Below are 16,722 nucleotides of genomic sequence, written 5' to 3' on the forward strand. Positions count from 1 at the left end.
GAGTAAGACCTGAGTGAAGTCGGCCCACCCGATGTGCGGGACCCCCTGAACCGCGAGTATCGTCCTCACCTGCACAGACTTCTACGAATCCCTTGACACCGGAGGGCCCGTTGTCCCGCTTCGCGCTCATCAAGGCAGTGCTCGGACCGATCATGCGCCTGATGTTCCGCCCACAGGTGGAGGGCGCGGAGCACATCCCGGGTGACGGTCCGGTCATCCTGGCCGGCAACCACCTCACCTTCATCGACTCGATGATCCTCCCGCTGGTCTGCGACCGTCAGGTCCTCTTCATCGGCAAGGACGAGTACGTCACCGGCAAGGGCTTCAAGGGCCGCCTGATGGCCTGGTTCTTCACCGGCGTCGGCATGATCCCGGTGGACCGGGACGGCGGCCGGGGCGGCGTCGCGGCGCTGATGACCGGGCGCCGGATCCTGGAGGAGGGTCAGGTCTTCGGCATCTACCCCGAGGGCACGCGCTCGCCCGACGGGCGGCTGTACCGGGGGCGCACCGGCATCGCGCGCCTCACGCTGATGACCGGGGCGCCGGTCGTCCCGTTCGCCATGATCGGCACGGACAAGATCCAGCCGGGTGGGGCGGGGATGCCCCGGCCGCGGAAGGTGACGGTGCGGTTCGGGGAGGCGATGGAGTTCTCCCGGTACGAGGGGATGGATCGCGACCGGTATGTGCTGCGGGCCGTGACCGACTCCGTGATGGCTGAGGTCATGCGGTTGTCGGGGCAGGAGTACGTGGACATGTATGCGAGCAAGGCCAAGGAAGCGGCGTAGCTCCGCTGGTTCGGCCGGGTGGGTTCGTCGGCTGTCGGCTGTCTGTCGGCCGCGGGTCCGTCGTGGCTTGTCGCGCAGTTCCCCGCGCCCCTTCGGGGCGCCACTCGGGCGGGCCGCCTGAGTGGCGCCCCGCCGTTCGTGTACTCCGCTACGAAGCCGTGTTCTCCAGGCGTTGGCCGCGCAGGAGGAACCATGCCGCCACCGCCGCTGCCAGCAGTACGGCCGCCCCGGCTCCCGACGCCAGGGCGAGGCCGTCGACGAAGGAACTGCGGGCCGCGTCCAGCATCGCCTCGGACGTCTGCGCCGGCATTCCGGCCGCCGCTTCCACCGCGCCGCCCAGTGACTCGTGGGCCTCGGCCGGCGTACCCGTCGGGCCCGTGAAGTCCCGGTAGACGCCCGTCACGATCGAGCCCAGCACGGCGATACCCAGGGCCGCGCCCAGCTCGTACGCCGTCTCGGAGACGGCGCTCGCCGCGCCCGCCTGCTCCTTCGGTACGGAGGACAGGATCACGTCGGACGTCACGGTGAAGGAGAAGCCCGCGCCGATGCCGACGACCAGGAGGGCGGCGCCGAGCAGGGGATAGCCCGTCGTGCGGTCGATCACCGTGAGCGCGGCCAGGGCGAGGCCGATCCCCGCGAGGCCGCCGGAGACCACGAGCCGTACCGAGAAGCGGCGGGCCGCGCGGCCGGCGATCAGACCGGCCACGACCGCGCCGATCGCGGCGGGCAGTTCGGCCAGACCCGCCTCGAACGGACCCCTGCCCTGCACGAGTTGCAGGAACTGGGAGAGGAAGAAGACCAGGCCGGACAGGCCGAGGATGGTGAGCAGGTCGGCCAGCACCGCGCCGCTGAAGCCGCGGCTGCGGAACAGCCGCATGTCGAGCAGCGGGGCCGGCAGGGTGAGCTGGCGGCGTACGAAGCCGTACAGCGCGGCCGCGCCCAGCAGGCCCGCGGCGAGCATGATCCAGGTGAAGCCGACCGCGGCCGCCTCCTTGACGGCGTACACCACGCCGATCATGCCGACGAGCGACAGGACGACGCTGATCATGTCCCAGGGACCGGGGTTCGGGTTGCGCGACTCCGGCAGCAGCTTGATGCCGACGACGACCAGGACCGCCATCACGGGCAGGTTGATCAGGAAGACCGAGCCCCACCAGAAGTGTTCGAGCAGGAAGCCGCCGACGATCGGGCCGACGGCGGTACCGGCGGACGCGGTCGCGCCCCAGATGCCGATGGCGAGGCTGCGCTCGCGCGGGTCGTGGAAGAGGTTGCGGATCAGGGCGAGCGTGGCCGGCATCAGGGTGGCGCCGGCGACACCGAGCAGTGCGCGCGCGACGATCATCATCTCCGGCGTCGTCGCATAGGCGTTGAGCACGGATATCGCGCCGAACGCCGTGGCGCCGACGAGCAGGATCCGCTTGCGGCCGATGCGGTCGCCGAGGCTGCCCATCGAGACGAGCAGACCGGCGATCACGAAGGAGTAGACGTCGCCTATCCACAGGAGCTGGGTGCCGGAGGGCTTCAGGTCCTCGCTGATGTAGGGGGTCGCGAGGCCGAGGACGGTCGCGTCGACGGCCACCAGCAGCACGGCGAGCACGAGGACGGACAGCGCCAGCCAACGACCGGGACGCTTGGTCACCGCCTCGGTCGTGGTCTCCCCATGCTGCAGGGTGCTGGTCATGATTCCTCTCTCCGGATTGCGCCGCCGAGCAGCAACTCGACGATCATGTGGGTGAAGTCGTTGCGGGCGACCCGGCCTTCCGCGACCGCCCAGGCCGCAGAGCCCAGGAGGCCGTAGAGCGCCTCGGTGAGCCAGAGCGGGCTGAGGTCGATACGGAACTCGCCGCTTTGCTGGCCGCGCCTGAAGAGCGCGGCGATCCGGTCGTCGATGCGCGCCCAGCCCGCGTTCTGCTGCTCGCCCTCGAACAGCTGGTTCTCCGTGTAGAGGAAGGCGAGCAGTCCGGCCGCGGGCTCGATCTCGCGGACCAGCCGGTGCACGGCGTCACTCGCCGGCCCCTCGTCCAGCCGCGCGGCGTCCACCGCGGCCTCGCACTCCGCGATGCCGAGCGACTCCAGCGCCCGCACGAGCGCGTCCCGCCCGGCGAACTGCCGGTGCAGTGTGGCGCGGCTGATACCGGCGGCTTTGGCGACCTCGTCCATGGTCGCGGTGGATTTACGGGTCAGCAGGGCGGCGGCAGCGCGCAGCACGTGGTCACGATCGACGGCCATGAGACAACCATAGCCCATGTGAGACATCATTGTCTCATTCAAGGCATGCGAAGCTCACGGTCTCCTGCATGCAGGGTGTCTCAGTGCCAGGGCAGCTGCCCGCGCCGCCCCCAGTACGCGCCCGGCTCCTCCACCAACGCCGCCAGGCTCTCCAGCTGATCCTCGTCGAGGTCCACGACGGCGGCATGCAGGTTGGACGCGAGCTGTACGGTCGTCGCGGCGCCGGAGAGGACCACGCCGGCCCAGGGCTGGCGCAGGACCAGAGCGAGGGCGACGGCGTCGCAGCCGAGAGACGTTTCCTCGGCGACCGCCTTGAGCGCGTCCGGCGCGTACGGGTCCGCCAGCCGCCCGTTGGCCATGCCCTCCTTGACGATCACCGTGAGCCCGGCGTCATGGGCCTCGGCGAGTGCGGGGGCGGCCGAGGTCTCCAGGGCGTTGTACGTCGACTGGACGGTGCGGAAGAGGGGCTCGCCGTCGACGGTCACCGCGAGGGCGGCGCGGATGGCGTCGGCCTGGGCGGGGCCGCTGGTGGAGAAGCCGATGGTGAGGCCGGCGGCCGCGGCCTCGGCCAGCCTGGCGTGGAGGTCCTTGTCGGTGAGGGCGGGGCTGTCCGGGGTCACCGAGTGGATCTGGTAGAGGTCGAGCCGGTCGCCGAGCAGGGCGTCGGTCTCGGCGCGCTGGCGTTCGTAGGTCTGGAGGCTGTGGTCCTTGACCTCGTGCTTCTCGGCGTCGGTGGTCCAGTCGGCGGTGTAGGTGTAGCCCCATTTGCTGCCTACGACGATGTCGTCGATGTCGGGGCGGGCGTTCAGCCAGTCCGCCAGGAACGCCTCGGAACGGCCGTAGGAGCGGGCCGCGTCGAAGTAGCGGACGCCCTGGGCGTAGGCGGCGTCGAGGAGTTCGTGGGTGCGGGTGCGCAGCGCTTCGGCACTGCGGTTGTCTCCGAGGTCTTGGTCGCGGCCGAGGTTGATGTAGCCGGGGCGGCCGACGGCGGCGAGGCCGAGTCCGATGTGGCAGGTGGGGGTTGTCGCGGTGGCCAGTCGGGCGAAGGGCATCGCGGGCTCCGTTCGGTCGGGTCCGGTACGGCTGTCGACCAACGTAACCCGCGATGACCTTCGCTTCAGAGCTCGGGTTGTGCGGTGTTGTGGCGAGTGCGGGATCGTCCTGGCTTGTCGCGCAGTTCCCCGCGCCCCTGGGGGCGCTGCCCTAGCGCGCCTTCTTGGCTGTCGCCCACTCGTGCTGCGCCGCCACGTCCCGCTTCACCTCTGCCAGCTGTACCGCCACCGCACTCGGTGCCGTACCCCCACGGCCGTTGCGGGACGCCAGCGCTCCCGGCACGTTGAGCACTGTCCGCACCTCCGGCGTCAGGTGGGCACTGATCTTCGCGAACTGTTCGTCCGTCAGGCCGTCCAGTTCCTTCCCCTCGGCCTCGGCCACCTTCACGCACTCGCCGGCGACCTCGTGGGCCACCCGGAAGGGGACGCCCTGTTTGACCAGCCACTCGGCGATGTCGGTGGCGAGGGAGAAGCCGGCCGGGGCCAGTTCCTCCATGCGCTCGCGGTGGACGGTGAGGGTCGCCATCATGCCGGTGAAGGCGGGGAGCAGGACCTCCAGCTGGTCGCAGGAGTCGAAGACCGGCTCCTTGTCCTCCTGGAGGTCGCGGTTGTAGGCGAGGGGGAGGGCCTTCAGGGTCGCCATGAGACCCGTCAGGTTGCCGATCAGGCGGCCGGACTTGCCGCGCGCCAGCTCGGCGATGTCCGGGTTCTTCTTCTGCGGCATGATCGACGAGCCCGTGGAGAACGCGTCGTGCAGGGTCACGAAGGAGAACTCCTTCGTGTTCCAGATGATGACCTCCTCGGCGATCCGGGAGAGGTTCACACCGATCATCGCGGTGATGAAGGCGAACTCGGCGACGAAGTCACGGGAGGCCGTGCCGTCGATCGAGTTGGCGGCCGAACCGTGCTCGAAGCCGAGGTCCTTCGCCACCGCCTCCGGGTCCAGACCGAGGGAGGAACCCGCGAGGGCGCCCGAGCCGTACGGCGAGACGGCCGTCCGCTCGTCCCACTGGCGCAGCCGCTCGGCGTCCCGGGACAGGGACTGGACGTGTGCCAGGACGTGGTGGGCGAAGAGCACCGGCTGAGCGTGCTGGAGGTGGGTGCGGCCGGGCATGGCCACGTCCGGGTGAGCTTCCGCGAGGCCGACCAGCGCGTCCTGGAGGTCCGCGATCAGGCCGCCGATGACGCGGGCGTGGTCGCGCAGGTACATCCGGAAGAGGGTCGCGACCTGGTCGTTGCGGGACCGGCCGGCGCGCAGCTTGCCGCCCAGGTCCGGGCCGAGGCGCTCCAGCAGGCCCCGCTCCAGCGCGGTGTGGACGTCCTCGTCGGCGATCGTGCCCACGAAGTCGCCGGCGGCCACGTCCGCCTCCAGCCGGTCGAGACCGGCGATCATGCGCTGCAGTTCGTCCTCGGTGAGCAGCCCCGCCTTGTGCAGCACGCGCGCGTGGGCACGCGAACCGGCGATGTCGTAGGGCGCCAGCCGCCAGTCGAAGTGGACGGACGCGGACAGCTTGGCCAGGGCCTCGGCGGGACCGTCGGCGAAACGGCCGCCCCAGAGCCGTACGTCACCGCTGTTGCTGCTCACTCGCTGTGCTCCTCGGGAGGGTCCGGGTGTGGCACCGCCTCCTCGTGGCGTGAACGAGGAGGCGGTCGTCAGGCTAGTGCGCAGTCACCACGCTCACCATGCATTGACCTGCATGAGTATGCAGAGGTCTGCATGATTCGTCAATTCGGACGGCTGGTGACGGAAATTCGAGCCGCCCATTGAACGCGAGAAACCGCTTTCCCGTACTTCTCGCCGAACGCAGGCGCCGCGTTCGTCAACGACGACACCTCGAACCCGAGTGAGGCATCCGCATGTCCAGGGCCCTTCCGAAGTACAACAAGCGTCGCGTCACGTTCATCGGCGGCGCCGCCGCGGTGGCGCTGTCCGGCACGGTGATCGCCGGGTTCGCCCTCGCCGGGGAGACGACCGCGTCCTCGAAGAGCGGCGGCACGAACGCCCGGACGCTGGCCGGACCCGGCACCGTCTCGTGCCCCGACGTGAAGTCGAAGCTGCCGGCCGTCCCCGCGACCGCGAAGGCCGAGATCGACCGCAACCTCGCGCTGCTCAACACGCAGATCCAGGAGGCGAACAAGCGGCTGGTGGACACCGTGGGCCAGGGCGGGCCCAACTTCGTCCAGAACGCCATCCTTGGCCCCCTCAAGGACAAGCGGGTGGCGACGATCAACCGCATGGCGACAGCCATCGGCCGCACGGCCGCCAGACCGCAGGGCCTGGACTCGCTGGCGCCGTGCACCCTCAACGCGAACGGGAGCGCGGCCGCTCCGGCCCCGACCCCGACGCAGCAGGCAGGCGGCAACACGGGAAACAGCGGCAACACCGGGAACGCGGGCAACACGGGCACGGGCAACACAGGTAATGCCAACGCCGCGGGCGCCATCTCCTGCCCGGACGTGAAGTCGAAGCTCCCGGCGGTCCCCGCGACCGCGAAGGCCGAGGTCGACCGCAACCTCGCCCTGCTCAACACCCAGATCCAGGAGGCGAACAAGCGGCTCGCGTCCTCGGTCGGCCAGGGCGGGCCCAACTTCGTCCAGAACGCCATCCTCGGCCCTCTGAAGGACAAGCGGGTGTCGACGATCGACCGCATCGCCATCTCCATCGGCCGTACGGCGGCCAAGCCGCAGGGACTCGGTTCCCTGGCCGCCTGCACGCTCACCAAGTGAGGTGACAGGCAGCCATGGCCGCCCGTTGGCACGCCGGCCGGGGCGGCCATGGTGACGCCAAGGTGACGTCAAATGGACCCCGCAATTCCTTAGACAGGCGAACGATCCCCGTCCATACTCGGTGGACGTGGGAAAAACTCATGAGCGCATAGACGGCAGGCTCCGCACCTTCATCGAAGAGCAGCCACTCTTCTTCACCGCCACCGCGCCGCTGTCGGCCGACGGGACGGTCAACCTCTCCCCCAAGGGCCTCAAGGGCTCCTTCGCGATCCTCGACGAACTCACGCTGGCCTACCTCGACTTCGCCGGCTCCAACGCCGAGACCATCGCGCACCTGCGGGAGAACGGCCGCATCACCCTCATGTGGTGCGCCTTCCAGGGGCCGCCCAACATCGTGCGGGTGCACGGCCAGGGTGAGGCGGTCTTCCGCGACGACCCGCGGTTCAAGGAACTGCTCGGCCACTTCCCCGACATCGACCCGTCCCTGCACGGCCTGCGTGCGATCGTCGTCGTGCGGGCCGAGCACATCCGCGACTCCTGCGGATACGCGGTCCCCTTGATGACGTACGACGAGGACCGCGACCTGCACGGCAAGCGGTTTGCCCGGGAGGACGACGACTCCCTCAGCGCGTACTTCGCCAAGAAGGACTACATCGCGAGCAGCCTGGATGGCCTACCCGGGCTGCCGTTGCCGCTGCCCCCGTCTAGCGTCTGAGCCATGCGCCCCGGTGTCGTCGCCCTCGCGTCCGCGTCCCTCCTCGTGCTCGGCGCCGCGCCGGGCGAAGGACCGCCGCGGCCACTGCCCGCGCGCATGGCCGACACCGGGGGCGGCACCCAGCTGATCACCGCCGTCGCGCACCGGGCCCGCTCGACGTCGGGGACGGTCACCTGGTGGAACCGGATCGACGGGCGCTGGGTGAAGGCCGGTTCTGCGTCGGCCCGGTTCGGGGCGAAGGGGCTCGTCCGGGGGACGAAGCGCCGTCAGGGCACGAACACGACGCCGACGGGCCTGTACGGGCTGCCGTACGCCTTCGGTATCGACAAGGCGCCGCGCGGGACGGCGTACAAATACCGCCGTGTCCACAAGAACTCCTGGTGGTGCCAGGACAACGACTCCCGCGTCTACAACCGCTGGACCGAGCCGCGGGCGCGCGACTGCCGGGCCGCCGAGTCCGAGCACCTGATCTCGTACGGGGCGCTGTACGCGCACGCGCTGGTCATCGGCTTCAACTACGAGCGTCCGGTGAAGGGGCGCGGCGCCGGGATCTTCCTCCATGTGAAGGGGCGTGGGGCGACGGCCGGTTGTGTGTCGGTGCCCGCGGACGCCATGCGGCGCATCCTCAACTGGGCCGAACCGCTGCGGAAACCGCACATCGCGATCGGCACGGCGAACGGGCCGACAGCGATCACCCGGTACTGAGCGAATACCGCTGAACACACGGACCTCCCCGCACGTATCTCTGGGCCAAGGGACCACGCCCACGCACTCCCCTTGCTCCCGTCCCCGGAGGAACCGTGACCACCACGCTCGCGGGCGGCCGTGCCGCCCGACGCCAGACGATGCGCCGCATCCGCCCGCGCCGCTCCCCGGCCGTACCGTTGGTGATCGCCCTATGGGCGGGCGCGGCGGCGGTGCTGTGGCTGTGGTGGGACAACACGCCGTCCCTCGCGGACAACACCGCCAAGATCATCGCCGCGGGCCGGATCACCGGTCTGCTCGCCGGCTACCTGATGGCGCTCGTGGTGCTCCAGATGGCGCGGGTGCCCGCGCTGGAGCGGCGGGTGGGCTCGGACCGGACCGCGCGCTGGCACGCGATGAGCGGCAGGTACACGGTCTGCCTGGTCATCGCGCACGTCTTCCTCATCATGTGGGGGTACGCGCTCCAGGCCGGCAAGACGCTCGGAGACATCGTCCAGCAGACGATCGACTCGGTGAACACACTGCCGGACATGGGCAAGGCGGCCATCGGCACCGGGCTGCTCTTCTTCATCGCGTTCATCTCGATCGGCGGCATCCGCCGCCGGATCCCGTACGACACCTGGTACCACGTGCACCTGCTGACGTACGCGGCGGTGTACCTGACGTTCTGGCACCAGATCACCACCGGCAACGAGTTCGCCGTCGAGCCCCTCGCGAAGACCTTCTGGTACGGGCTGTACGGGGCGGTGACCGCGGCGGTGGTCTGGTACCGGATCCTCACCCCGATCCGCCTCAACCTGCGGCACCGGATGTATGTCGAGGCGGTCATCGAGGAGACGCCGGGCATCGTGTCGGTGCTGATCGGCGGGCGCAAGCTGCACCGGATGGGCGCGGAGGCCGGGCAGTTCTTCCGCTGGCGGTTCAAGGCGCCGGGCATGCGGTTCAGCTCCCACCCGTACTCGCTGTCGGCGGCGCCCCGCCCCGACATGCTGCGCATCACGGTCAAGGCGATCGGCGACCACACGTCCCGGCTGCGCGATCTGAAGCCCGGCACCAAGGTGTGGGCCGAGGGTCCGTACGGCGCCCTGACCGCCCAGCGCCGCAGCCGGGGCAAGGTGCTGCTGGTCGCGGGAGGCGTCGGCATCACGCCGATGCGCGCCCTGTTCGAGACGCTGCCGGGCGCGTCCGGTGACATCACCCTGCTCTACCGGGCCAACAGCACCCAGGAGCTGGCGCTGTGGGACGAGCTCGCGGCCATCGCCGACGAGCGCGGTGCCCGGCTGATGTACGCGGTCAACAGCCCCGACGGCGAGCGGCCCGACATCTCGGCCGAGCGGTTGCAGCAGAAGCTCCCCGACATCGACAAGCACGACGTGTTCATGTGCGGGCCGGCCGGCTTCGCGCAGTCCGTGTACGAAGCACTGCGCGGCGCGGGTGTGCCCGCCCGCCGCATCCATCACGAGTCGTTCGAGATGTGAGCGACGGGACTTAAGGACTTCAGGAGCTGTTGAAGCGATGAAGAAGAGTCACCCCATCCGGCGTGTCGTGCTGGCCGGCGCCGCCACGGTGTCCGGGATCGTGCTGCTGCTGTCGCTGAAGCCGGCGTCCGACCCCGGTTCCGCGCAGGCGGCGGGCGCCGGCGCACCGCCCGCGGCCTCGGCCCAGGGCGGTGCCGAGGCGGCCGGGGGCACGGTCACCGGCGACGCGGCGCAGACCCAGTACGGCGCCGTCCAGGTCCGGCTGACCCTGGCCAACGGCAAGATCGCCAAGGCCGAGGCGGTGCAGGCGCCCAAGGGCGGCCAGAGCGACCAGATCACCGCCAACGCCATACCCAAGCTCAACCAGGCAGTGGTCACCGGGCAGACCGCGAACATCGACGCCGTGTCAGGGGCGACGTACACCAGCGCCGGCTACAAGAAGTCCCTCCAGTCGGCGATCGACAAGGCGAACGCGGGCGCCGGCTCCCAGGGCTCGGGCGGCTCCGCCCAGGCCGCCACCGTCACCGGCGACGCCGTCCAGACCCAGTACGGGGCCGTTCAGGTCCGTGTCACCGTCGCCGGCGGCAAGATCACCAAGGCCGAGACGGTCCAGGCACCCAAAGGCGGCCAGAGCGACCAGGTCACCGCCAACGCCGTGCCGAAGCTCAACCAGGCCGCCGTAGCCGCCGGAACCGCCGACATCGACGCCGTCTCCGGAGCCACCTACACCAGCGCCGGCTACAAGGAATCGCTCCAGTCGGCCCTGGACAAGGCGAAGGCGAGCGCCGGTTCGGCACAGGGCTCCGGCTCCCAGGGTTCGGGGGGCGGCGCCGCTCAGGCCCGCACGGTCACGGGCAGCGTCTCGCAGACCCAGTACGGGGCGGTTCAGGTCCGTGTCACCGTCGCCGGCGGCAAGATCACCAAGGCCGAGACGGTCCAGGCACCCAAGGGCGGCCAGAGCGACCAGGTCACCGCCAACGCCGTGCCGAAGCTCAACCAGGCGGCCGTGGCGGCCGGCAGCGCCGACATCGACGCGGTGTCCGGGGCCACGTACACCAGCGCCGGCTACAAGGAGTCCCTCCAGTCGGCTCTGGACCAGGCCGGTGGCTGACACGGTGGCGGATCCGACAGAAGCTCCCGCAGCGCTACGTCATGCGGAGGAGGTCATGGGGACGGTCTTCTCCTTCGACGTCCGCGGCGGGGATTCCGGTGCGGTGCAGTCGGCCCTTCAGGAGGCGGTCGCGGGGCTGCACCGGGTCGACGAGGTGTTCAGCACGTACCGCGACGACAGCCAGATCTCCCGGCTGGCGCGCGGGCAGCTGACCATCGACGAGTGCGACCCCGAGGTCACCGAGATCCTCGGCCTGGGCGCCGAGGCGGAGCGGCTCAGCGAGGGCTGGTTCAGCACGACGTACGAGGGCCGCTTCGACCCGACGGGCATCGTCAAGGGCTGGTCGGTGGAACGGGCGGCCCGCCGTATCGCGGACGTCCCCGGCGTGACCGGCGTCAGCGTCAACGGCGGCGGCGACGTCCAGCTCCTGGGCGTGCCCGGCCCTCAACGCCCCTGGCGTGTGGGCGTGTCCGATCCGCTGCGCCCGGGCGGCCTGGCCGCGGTGATCTCCGCGGCGGGACTGGACGAACTGGCGGTGGCCACCTCCGGCACGGCGGAACGCGGCGCGCACATAGTCGACCCCCGCACGGGCCGCTCCGCGGTGACGGACCTGGTGGCGGTGACCGTGGTGGCCCCGCAGCTCACCTGGGCGGACTGCTGGGCGACGGCGGCCTTCGCGATGGGCTCACGGCAGGGCCTGACCTGGCTGGAGTCCCTGCCGGACGTGGAGGCCCTCCTGATCACGGCGGGCGACGAGGTCCGGTGCACAGGGGGCTTGGCGGCTCGACTCGGGTGAGTGGGCCGACCCAGGGGCGCGGGACTGTCTCTGATATGCGGCTCCGCCGCGCGGGCGCGACCAGCCACAATCCACCCGCAGTCGGCGACTCGGCGCCACCACCCCACTCAGTGCCCGTTCTGGGCCAGCCTCAGCAAGTGATCGGCGAGGGCCTGCCCACCCGTCGGATTCCGGCTGATCAACAGCAACGTGTCGTCACCGGCGATCGTGCCGAGAATGTCGTGCAGCTCAGCCTGGTCGATGGCCGAGGCGAGGAACTGCGCGGCCCCCGGAGGGGTCCGCAGGACCACCAGGTTCGCGGAAGCCTCCGCAGAGATCAGCAACTCCTGCGACAACCGCCGCATCCGCTCTTCCTTCGCCGACTCCCCGAGCGGCGCCCGAGGGGTCCGGAAACCCCCCTCGCTCGGCACCGCATAGATCAGGTCACCGTCGTTGTTACGGATCTTCACCGCGTTCAGCTCGTCCAGATCCCTGGACAGCGTCGCCTGAGTGACACTCAGCCCGTCGTCGGCGAGCAGCTTCGCCAGCTGACTCTGCGACCGCACCGGCTGCCGGTTGAGGATGTCCACGATCCGGCGGTGACGCGCGGTGCGGGTCTGCGGCACGGAAGCCCCGGCGGCCCCGTTGTGCTCGTGCTCCTGCGCCTGACTCATCGTCGTCTCATTCTCCGGATCATTCTTCCCCGTCGGCCGTGTCGGCCCCGTCCAGGATGCCGGGGAGGGCCTGGAGAAGCGCCTCCACTTGATCGTCCCCGAGGTTCAGCGGCGGCATGAGCCGTACGACATCGGGGGCGGGCGCGTTCACCAGGAATCCGGCGTCCTGAGCCACCTGCTGCACCTTGGCGGCGAGCGGCTCGGTGAGCACGATACCCAGGAGCAGGCCCGCACCCCGGACATAATCGATCAGCCGGTGATCGAGAGCCTCGATTCCGTCGCGCAATTTCTCGCTCTGCCGCTTGACGTTCTCCAGCAACCCGTCGTTCGCGATGGTGTCCAGCACGGCCAGCCCCGCGGCACACGCGACGGGGTTCCCCCCGAAGGTCGTCCCGTGCTGCCCGGGCCGGAGCAGCTCCGCCGCCCGCCCGAACGCGACCGTCGCGCCCAGCGGCAGCCCGCCGCCGAGTTGCTTGGCGAGGGTGACGACGTCCGGCAGGACGCCCTCGTGGGCCTGGTACGCGAACCAGTGCCCGGTCCGCCCGGTGCCGGTCTGCACCTCGTCCAGGACCAGCAGCGCTCCGGTGGCCGCGGTGATCGCCCGTGCCGCCTTGAGATAGCCGGCCGGCGGGACCACGACGCCGTTCTCGCCCTGGACCGGCTCGATGATCACCAGGGCCGTCTCCTCGGTCACCGCCGCGGCCAGCGCCTGCGCGTCGCCGTACGGCACGTGCGTGACGTCGCCCGGCAGCGGCAGGAACGGTTCCTGCTTGGCGGGCTGGCCGGTGAGCGCGAGGGCGCCCATCGTGCGGCCGTGGAAGCCGCCGTCGGTGGCGACCATGTGGGTGCGCCCGGTCAGCCGGCCGATCTTGAACGCGGTCTCGTTGGCCTCGGCGCCGGAGTTGCAGAAGAACACCTTGCCGTCCCGGCCGAAGAGCTCCAGGAGCCGTTCGGCCAGGGCGACGGTCGGCTCGGCCATGAAGAAGTTGGAGATGTGACCGAGAGACGCGATCTGCTTGCTGACGGCCTCGACGATCGCGGGGTGGGCGTGCCCGAGCGCGTTGGTCGCGATGCCGCCGACGAAGTCGAGGTACTGGCGGCCCTCGGCGTCCCAGACCTTGAGGCCCTCGCCGCGGACGAGAGGGAGCCGCGGGGTGCCGTAGTTGTTCATGAGCGAGCCCTGCCACCGCTCGGCGTACTCGGCGTTTGTCGCGGTCCCGGTCATTCTGCGTCCCCCTCAGGCGCGTCCGGCACGACCATCGTGCCGATTCCTTCGTCGGTGAAGATCTCCAGCAGGATGGAGTGCTGGACCCGGCCGTCGAGGACCCGGGCGGTGTTCACGCCATTGCGTACGGCGTGCAGGCAGCCCTCCATCTTCGGCACCATGCCGGAGCTCAACTCCGGCAGCAGCTTCTCCAGTTGGGAAGCGGTGAGGCGACTGATCACCTCGTCGGAGTTGGGCCAGTCCTCGTAGAGGCCCTCGACGTCCGTGAGGACCATGAGGGTTTCGGCGCCAAGAGCAGCAGCGAGTGCCGCAGCCGCCGTATCAGCATTGACGTTGTAGACATGGTGGTCGTCCTGGCTCCGGGCGATCGACGAGACGACCGGGATCCGGCCGTCGGCCAGCAGCGCCTCGATCGCACCCGTGTCGATGTCGGTGATCTCGCCGACCCGGCCGATGTCGACGCGTTCGCCGTCGATCTCGGGCTGGTGCCGGGTGGCGGTGATGGTGTGCGCGTCCTCGCCGGTCAGGCCGACGGCGAGCGGGCCGTGCTGGTTGAGCAGTCCGACGAGCTCGCGCTGCACCTGTCCGGCCAGCACCATCCGTACGACGTCCATGGCGTCCTCGGTGGTGACCCTGAGTCCGGCCTTGAACTCGCTGACGATGCCGTGCTTGTCGAGGGCGGCGCTGATCTGCGGGCCGCCGCCGTGCACGACGACCGGCTTGAGCCCGGCGTGGTGCAGGAAGACGACGTCCTGGGCGAAGGCTGCCTTCAGTTCCTCGTCGATCATGGCGTTGCCGCCGAACTTGATGACGACGGTCTTGCCGTTGTGCCGGACCAGCCAGGGCAGCGCCTCGATGAGGATCTGGGCCTTGGGGAGCGCGGTGTGCTTGCGCGCGGGTGAGTTGCTCATGAGGAGTAGGCGCTGTTCTCGTGGACGTAGTCGGCGGTCAGGTCGTTGGTCCAGATGGTGGCGGTCTCGGAGCCCGCGGCGAGGTCGGCGACGATGTGCACCTCGCGGTAGCGCATGTCGACCTTCTCGCGGTCCTCGCCGACGCCGCCGTCCTTGCAGACCCAGACGCCGTTGATGGCGACGTTGAGCTGGTCCGGCTCGAAGGCGGCGGCCGTCGTGCCGATCGCGGACAGGACACGGCCCCAGTTGGGGTCCTCGCCGTGGATGGCGCACTTGAGGAGGTTGTTGCGGGCGATGGAGCGGCCCACCTCGACGGCGTCGTCCTCGGTCGCGGCGTTGATGACCTCGACCTTGATGTCCTTGCTGGCGCCCTCGGCGTCCCGGATCAGCTGCTGACCGAGGTCGTCGCAGACGGCCCGCACGGCCTCGGCGAACTCCTCGTACTCCGGGGTGACGTCGGCCGCCCCGGAGGCGAGCAGCAGCACGGTGTCGTTGGTGGACATGCAGCCGTCGGAGTCGACGCGGTCGAAGGTCGTGCGCGTCGCCGCCCGGAGCGCCTTGTCCAGTACGTCGTTGTCGAGGGCAGCGTCCGTGGTGAGGACGACGAGCATGGTGGCGAGGCCGGGGGCGAGCATGCCGGCGCCCTTCGCCATCCCGCCGACGGTCCAGCCGTCCTTCGTCACGACGGACGTCTTGTGGACGGTGTCCGTGGTCTTGATGGCGATGGCGGCCTTCTCGCCGCCGTGCTCGGAGAGCTGGGCGGCGGCGGTCCCGACGCCCGGGAGCAGCTTGTCCATGGGCAACAGCACACCGATCAGGCCGGTCGAGCAGACGGCGACCTCGATGGCGCCCCGCCCGAGCACCTCGGCGACCTTCTCGGCGGTGGCGTGGGTGTCCTGGAAGCCCTTCGGCCCCGTACAGGCGTTGGCGCCACCGGAGTTGAGGACGACGGCGGACACCGCGCCGCTCTTCAGCACCTGCTCGGACCACAGGACCGGCGCTGCCTTCACACGGTTGGAGGTGAAGACACCGGCGGCGCCGCGGCGGGGCCCGTTGTTGACCACGAGGGCCAGGTCCGGGTTGCCGTTCTCCTTGATCCCGGCGGCGATGCCCGCCGCCGTGAATCCCTTGGCTGCCGTGACACTCACGGTGCGACTCCGATCGTGGAAAGCCCCGTGTTCTCGTGAAACCCGAGGGCGATGTTCATGCTCTGGACGGCGCCGCCGGCCGTTCCCTTGGTCAGGTTGTCGATGGCGCTGATCGCGATGATGCGGTTCGCGGCGGCGTCGAATGCGACCTGCACCTGAACTGCGTTCGAACCGTAGACGGACGCCGTGGCGGGCCACTGCCCCTCCGGGAGGAGGTGGACGAAGGGCTCGTCGGCGAAGGCCTTGTCGTAGGCGGCGCGGACGGAGTCCGCCGTGACACCGGGGCGCGCGCTCGCGGTGCACGTGGCGAGGATGCCGCGCGGCATCGGCGCGAGGGTCGGTGTGAAGGAGACGGAGACCCGCTCCCCCGCCGCCGCGCTGAGGTTCTGGATCATCTCGGGCGTGTGCCGGTGGCCGCCGCCGACGCCGTACGGCGTCATGGAGCCCATGACCTCGCTGCCCAGCAGATGCGGCTTGGGCGCCTTGCCCGCGCCGGACGTGCCGGAGGCGGCGACGATCACGGCCTCGGGCTCGGCGAGGCCGGCGGCGTAGGCCGGGAAGAGGGCGAGCGAGACGGCGGTCGGGTAACAGCCGGGTACCGCGATGCGCTTGGACCCCTCCAGCGCGGCGCGGCCACCCGGCAGCTCGGGAAGGCCGTACGGCCAGGTGCCGGCGTGCGGGGAGCCGTAGAACGTCTCCCAGTCGCCCGCGTCCTTCAGCCGGAAGTCGGCGCCCATGTCGACGACCAGCACATCGGGGCCGAGCTGCTCGGCGACGGCGGCGGACTGTCCGTGCGGCAGGGCGAGGAAGACGACGTCGTGCCCGGCGAGGACCTCGGGGGTCGTCTCCTGGAGCACGCGGTCGGCGAGGGGCAGCAGGTGCGGCTGGAGCGCGCCGAGCCGCTGCCCGGCGTTCGAGTTGGCGGTCAGGGCTCCTGTCTCGACCTCGGGGTGGGCCAGGAGCAGACGCAACAGTTCCCCGCCCGCGTATCCGCTCGCTCCGGCCACTGCCGCACGTACCGCCATGGAATCCTCCTCTTAGACGGCATGACTATACGTATCGCCGCAGGTTTATGCAATCACGATTCACCGTGACCCGCGCCCGGAGTGGGCCGAGAAAAACCAGCTTTGTCCTGGACATGCCCCTGAGCTAGTGTCCCCGCGCGAACATCAGGGGATCACGGCAGG

General features: G+C 70.4%; 16 protein-coding genes. 7 read left to right on the forward strand and 9 right to left on the reverse strand.

Features of this window, described 5'->3' with window-relative positions; genetic code table 11:
* Positions 1-110 precede the first annotated feature (110 nt).
* Positions 111-785: a 1-acyl-sn-glycerol-3-phosphate acyltransferase gene (locus tag OG254_RS09715; RefSeq protein ID WP_346182974.1), complete on the forward strand. Its 675-nt coding sequence runs from the start codon at positions 111-113 to the stop codon at positions 783-785.
* A 148-nt stretch (positions 786-933) separates the two neighbouring features.
* Here the strand turns inward: OG254_RS09715 and OG254_RS09720 are convergent, their stop codons facing one another.
* From OG254_RS09720 to argH, 4 genes are all read right to left on the reverse strand, one after another.
* Positions 934-2,466 (reverse strand): MFS transporter, encoded by a 1,533-nt coding sequence (locus OG254_RS09720; RefSeq protein WP_351197103.1) that lies wholly within the window; start codon positions 2,464-2,466, stop codon positions 934-936.
* Positions 2,463-3,014 carry a helix-turn-helix domain-containing protein gene (locus OG254_RS09725; RefSeq protein WP_351197105.1) on the reverse strand — a complete coding sequence of 184 codons (552 nt, stop codon included), beginning with the start codon at positions 3,012-3,014 and terminating at the stop codon, positions 2,463-2,465. The genes OG254_RS09720 and OG254_RS09725 overlap by 4 nt, the downstream gene beginning before the upstream one ends.
* A gap of 80 nt (positions 3,015-3,094) precedes the next feature.
* Entirely contained in the window at positions 3,095-4,066 is a 972-nt protein-coding gene (locus tag OG254_RS09730; protein ID WP_405579521.1) for an aldo/keto reductase, read from the reverse strand.
* Between the two features lie 151 nt (positions 4,067-4,217).
* A complete protein-coding gene (gene argH / locus OG254_RS09735) occupies positions 4,218-5,651 on the reverse strand; it encodes an argininosuccinate lyase (protein ID WP_405579524.1) in 1,434 nt (477 codons plus the stop codon).
* A 272-nt stretch (positions 5,652-5,923) separates the two neighbouring features.
* Between argH and OG254_RS09740 the strand changes: the two genes are divergently transcribed.
* From OG254_RS09740 to OG254_RS09765, 6 genes are all read left to right on the forward strand, one after another.
* Positions 5,924-6,793: a hypothetical protein gene (locus OG254_RS09740; protein WP_405579526.1), complete on the forward strand. Its 870-nt coding sequence runs from the start codon at positions 5,924-5,926 to the stop codon at positions 6,791-6,793.
* 127 nt (positions 6,794-6,920) lie between these two features.
* Positions 6,921-7,508: a pyridoxamine 5'-phosphate oxidase family protein gene (locus OG254_RS09745; protein ID WP_405579529.1), complete on the forward strand. Its 588-nt coding sequence runs from the start codon at positions 6,921-6,923 to the stop codon at positions 7,506-7,508.
* Positions 7,509-7,511: 3 nt separating this feature from the next.
* Entirely contained in the window at positions 7,512-8,213 is a 702-nt protein-coding gene (locus tag OG254_RS09750) for a L,D-transpeptidase (protein ID WP_405579532.1), read from the forward strand.
* A 95-nt stretch (positions 8,214-8,308) separates the two neighbouring features.
* Positions 8,309-9,691 (forward strand): ferric reductase-like transmembrane domain-containing protein, encoded by a 1,383-nt coding sequence (locus tag OG254_RS09755; RefSeq protein ID WP_405579535.1) that lies wholly within the window; start codon positions 8,309-8,311, stop codon positions 9,689-9,691.
* A gap of 37 nt (positions 9,692-9,728) precedes the next feature.
* Positions 9,729-10,802: an FMN-binding protein gene (locus tag OG254_RS09760; RefSeq protein ID WP_405579537.1), complete on the forward strand. Its 1,074-nt coding sequence runs from the start codon at positions 9,729-9,731 to the stop codon at positions 10,800-10,802.
* 55 nt (positions 10,803-10,857) lie between these two features.
* On the forward strand, positions 10,858-11,598 hold the full coding sequence (locus OG254_RS09765; protein ID WP_405579539.1) for an FAD:protein FMN transferase: 741 nt from the start codon (positions 10,858-10,860) through the stop codon (positions 11,596-11,598).
* A gap of 107 nt (positions 11,599-11,705) precedes the next feature.
* Here OG254_RS09765 and OG254_RS09770 read toward each other — a convergent pair whose 3' ends face one another.
* Genes OG254_RS09770 through argC form a run of 5 tightly spaced genes read right to left on the reverse strand, consistent with a single transcriptional unit; the run spans position 11,706 to position 16,560 of the window.
* Positions 11,706-12,251, reverse strand: coding sequence for an arginine repressor (locus OG254_RS09770; RefSeq protein ID WP_405579542.1), 546 nt, complete (start codon positions 12,249-12,251; stop codon positions 11,706-11,708).
* Between the two features lie 19 nt (positions 12,252-12,270).
* Complete coding sequence (locus tag OG254_RS09775) at positions 12,271-13,476, reverse strand: acetylornithine transaminase (protein WP_351197125.1); 1,206 nt, start codon at positions 13,474-13,476, stop codon at positions 12,271-12,273.
* Positions 13,473-14,387 (reverse strand): acetylglutamate kinase, encoded by a 915-nt coding sequence (gene argB / locus OG254_RS09780; RefSeq protein ID WP_405579545.1) that lies wholly within the window; start codon positions 14,385-14,387, stop codon positions 13,473-13,475. The genes OG254_RS09775 and argB overlap by 4 nt, the downstream gene beginning before the upstream one ends.
* Positions 14,384-15,535: a bifunctional glutamate N-acetyltransferase/amino-acid acetyltransferase ArgJ gene (gene argJ / locus OG254_RS09785; protein ID WP_405579548.1), complete on the reverse strand. Its 1,152-nt coding sequence runs from the start codon at positions 15,533-15,535 to the stop codon at positions 14,384-14,386. The genes argB and argJ overlap by 4 nt, the downstream gene beginning before the upstream one ends.
* Positions 15,532-16,560, reverse strand: a complete 1,029-nt coding sequence (gene argC / locus OG254_RS09790; protein ID WP_147997091.1) for an N-acetyl-gamma-glutamyl-phosphate reductase — start codon at positions 16,558-16,560, stop codon at positions 15,532-15,534. Before argC ends, argJ begins: the two co-directional genes overlap by 4 nt.
* Positions 16,561-16,722: the final 162 nt, after the last annotated feature.

It is taken from the genome of Streptomyces sp. NBC_01092 (genome assembly GCF_045039535.1).
In the GTDB taxonomy this organism is placed as follows: domain Bacteria; phylum Actinomycetota; class Actinomycetes; order Streptomycetales; family Streptomycetaceae; genus Streptomyces.

What these genes read in the sequence shown, in the direction of transcription:
- argB (WP_405579545.1), bottom strand. Translation starts at nt 14,387, where the DNA reads ATGAGCAACTCACCCGCGCGCAAGCACACCGCGCTCCCCAAGGCCCAG.
- OG254_RS09725 (WP_351197105.1), bottom strand. Translation starts at nt 3,014, where the DNA reads ATGGCCGTCGATCGTGACCACGTGCTGCGCGCTGCCGCCGCCCTGCTG.
- OG254_RS09740 (WP_405579526.1), top strand. Translation starts at nt 5,924, where the DNA reads ATGTCCAGGGCCCTTCCGAAGTACAACAAGCGTCGCGTCACGTTCATC.
- OG254_RS09720 (WP_351197103.1), bottom strand. Translation starts at nt 2,466, where the DNA reads ATGACCAGCACCCTGCAGCATGGGGAGACCACGACCGAGGCGGTGACC.
- OG254_RS09765 (WP_405579539.1), top strand. Translation starts at nt 10,858, where the DNA reads ATGGGGACGGTCTTCTCCTTCGACGTCCGCGGCGGGGATTCCGGTGCG.
- OG254_RS09760 (WP_405579537.1), top strand. Translation starts at nt 9,729, where the DNA reads ATGAAGAAGAGTCACCCCATCCGGCGTGTCGTGCTGGCCGGCGCCGCC.
- argC (WP_147997091.1), bottom strand. Translation starts at nt 16,560, where the DNA reads ATGGCGGTACGTGCGGCAGTGGCCGGAGCGAGCGGATACGCGGGCGGG.
- OG254_RS09770 (WP_405579542.1), bottom strand. Translation starts at nt 12,251, where the DNA reads ATGAGTCAGGCGCAGGAGCACGAGCACAACGGGGCCGCCGGGGCTTCC.
- OG254_RS09775 (WP_351197125.1), bottom strand. Translation starts at nt 13,476, where the DNA reads ATGACCGGGACCGCGACAAACGCCGAGTACGCCGAGCGGTGGCAGGGC.
- OG254_RS09730 (WP_405579521.1), bottom strand. Translation starts at nt 4,066, where the DNA reads ATGCCCTTCGCCCGACTGGCCACCGCGACAACCCCCACCTGCCACATC.
- OG254_RS09750 (WP_405579532.1), top strand. Translation starts at nt 7,512, where the DNA reads ATGCGCCCCGGTGTCGTCGCCCTCGCGTCCGCGTCCCTCCTCGTGCTC.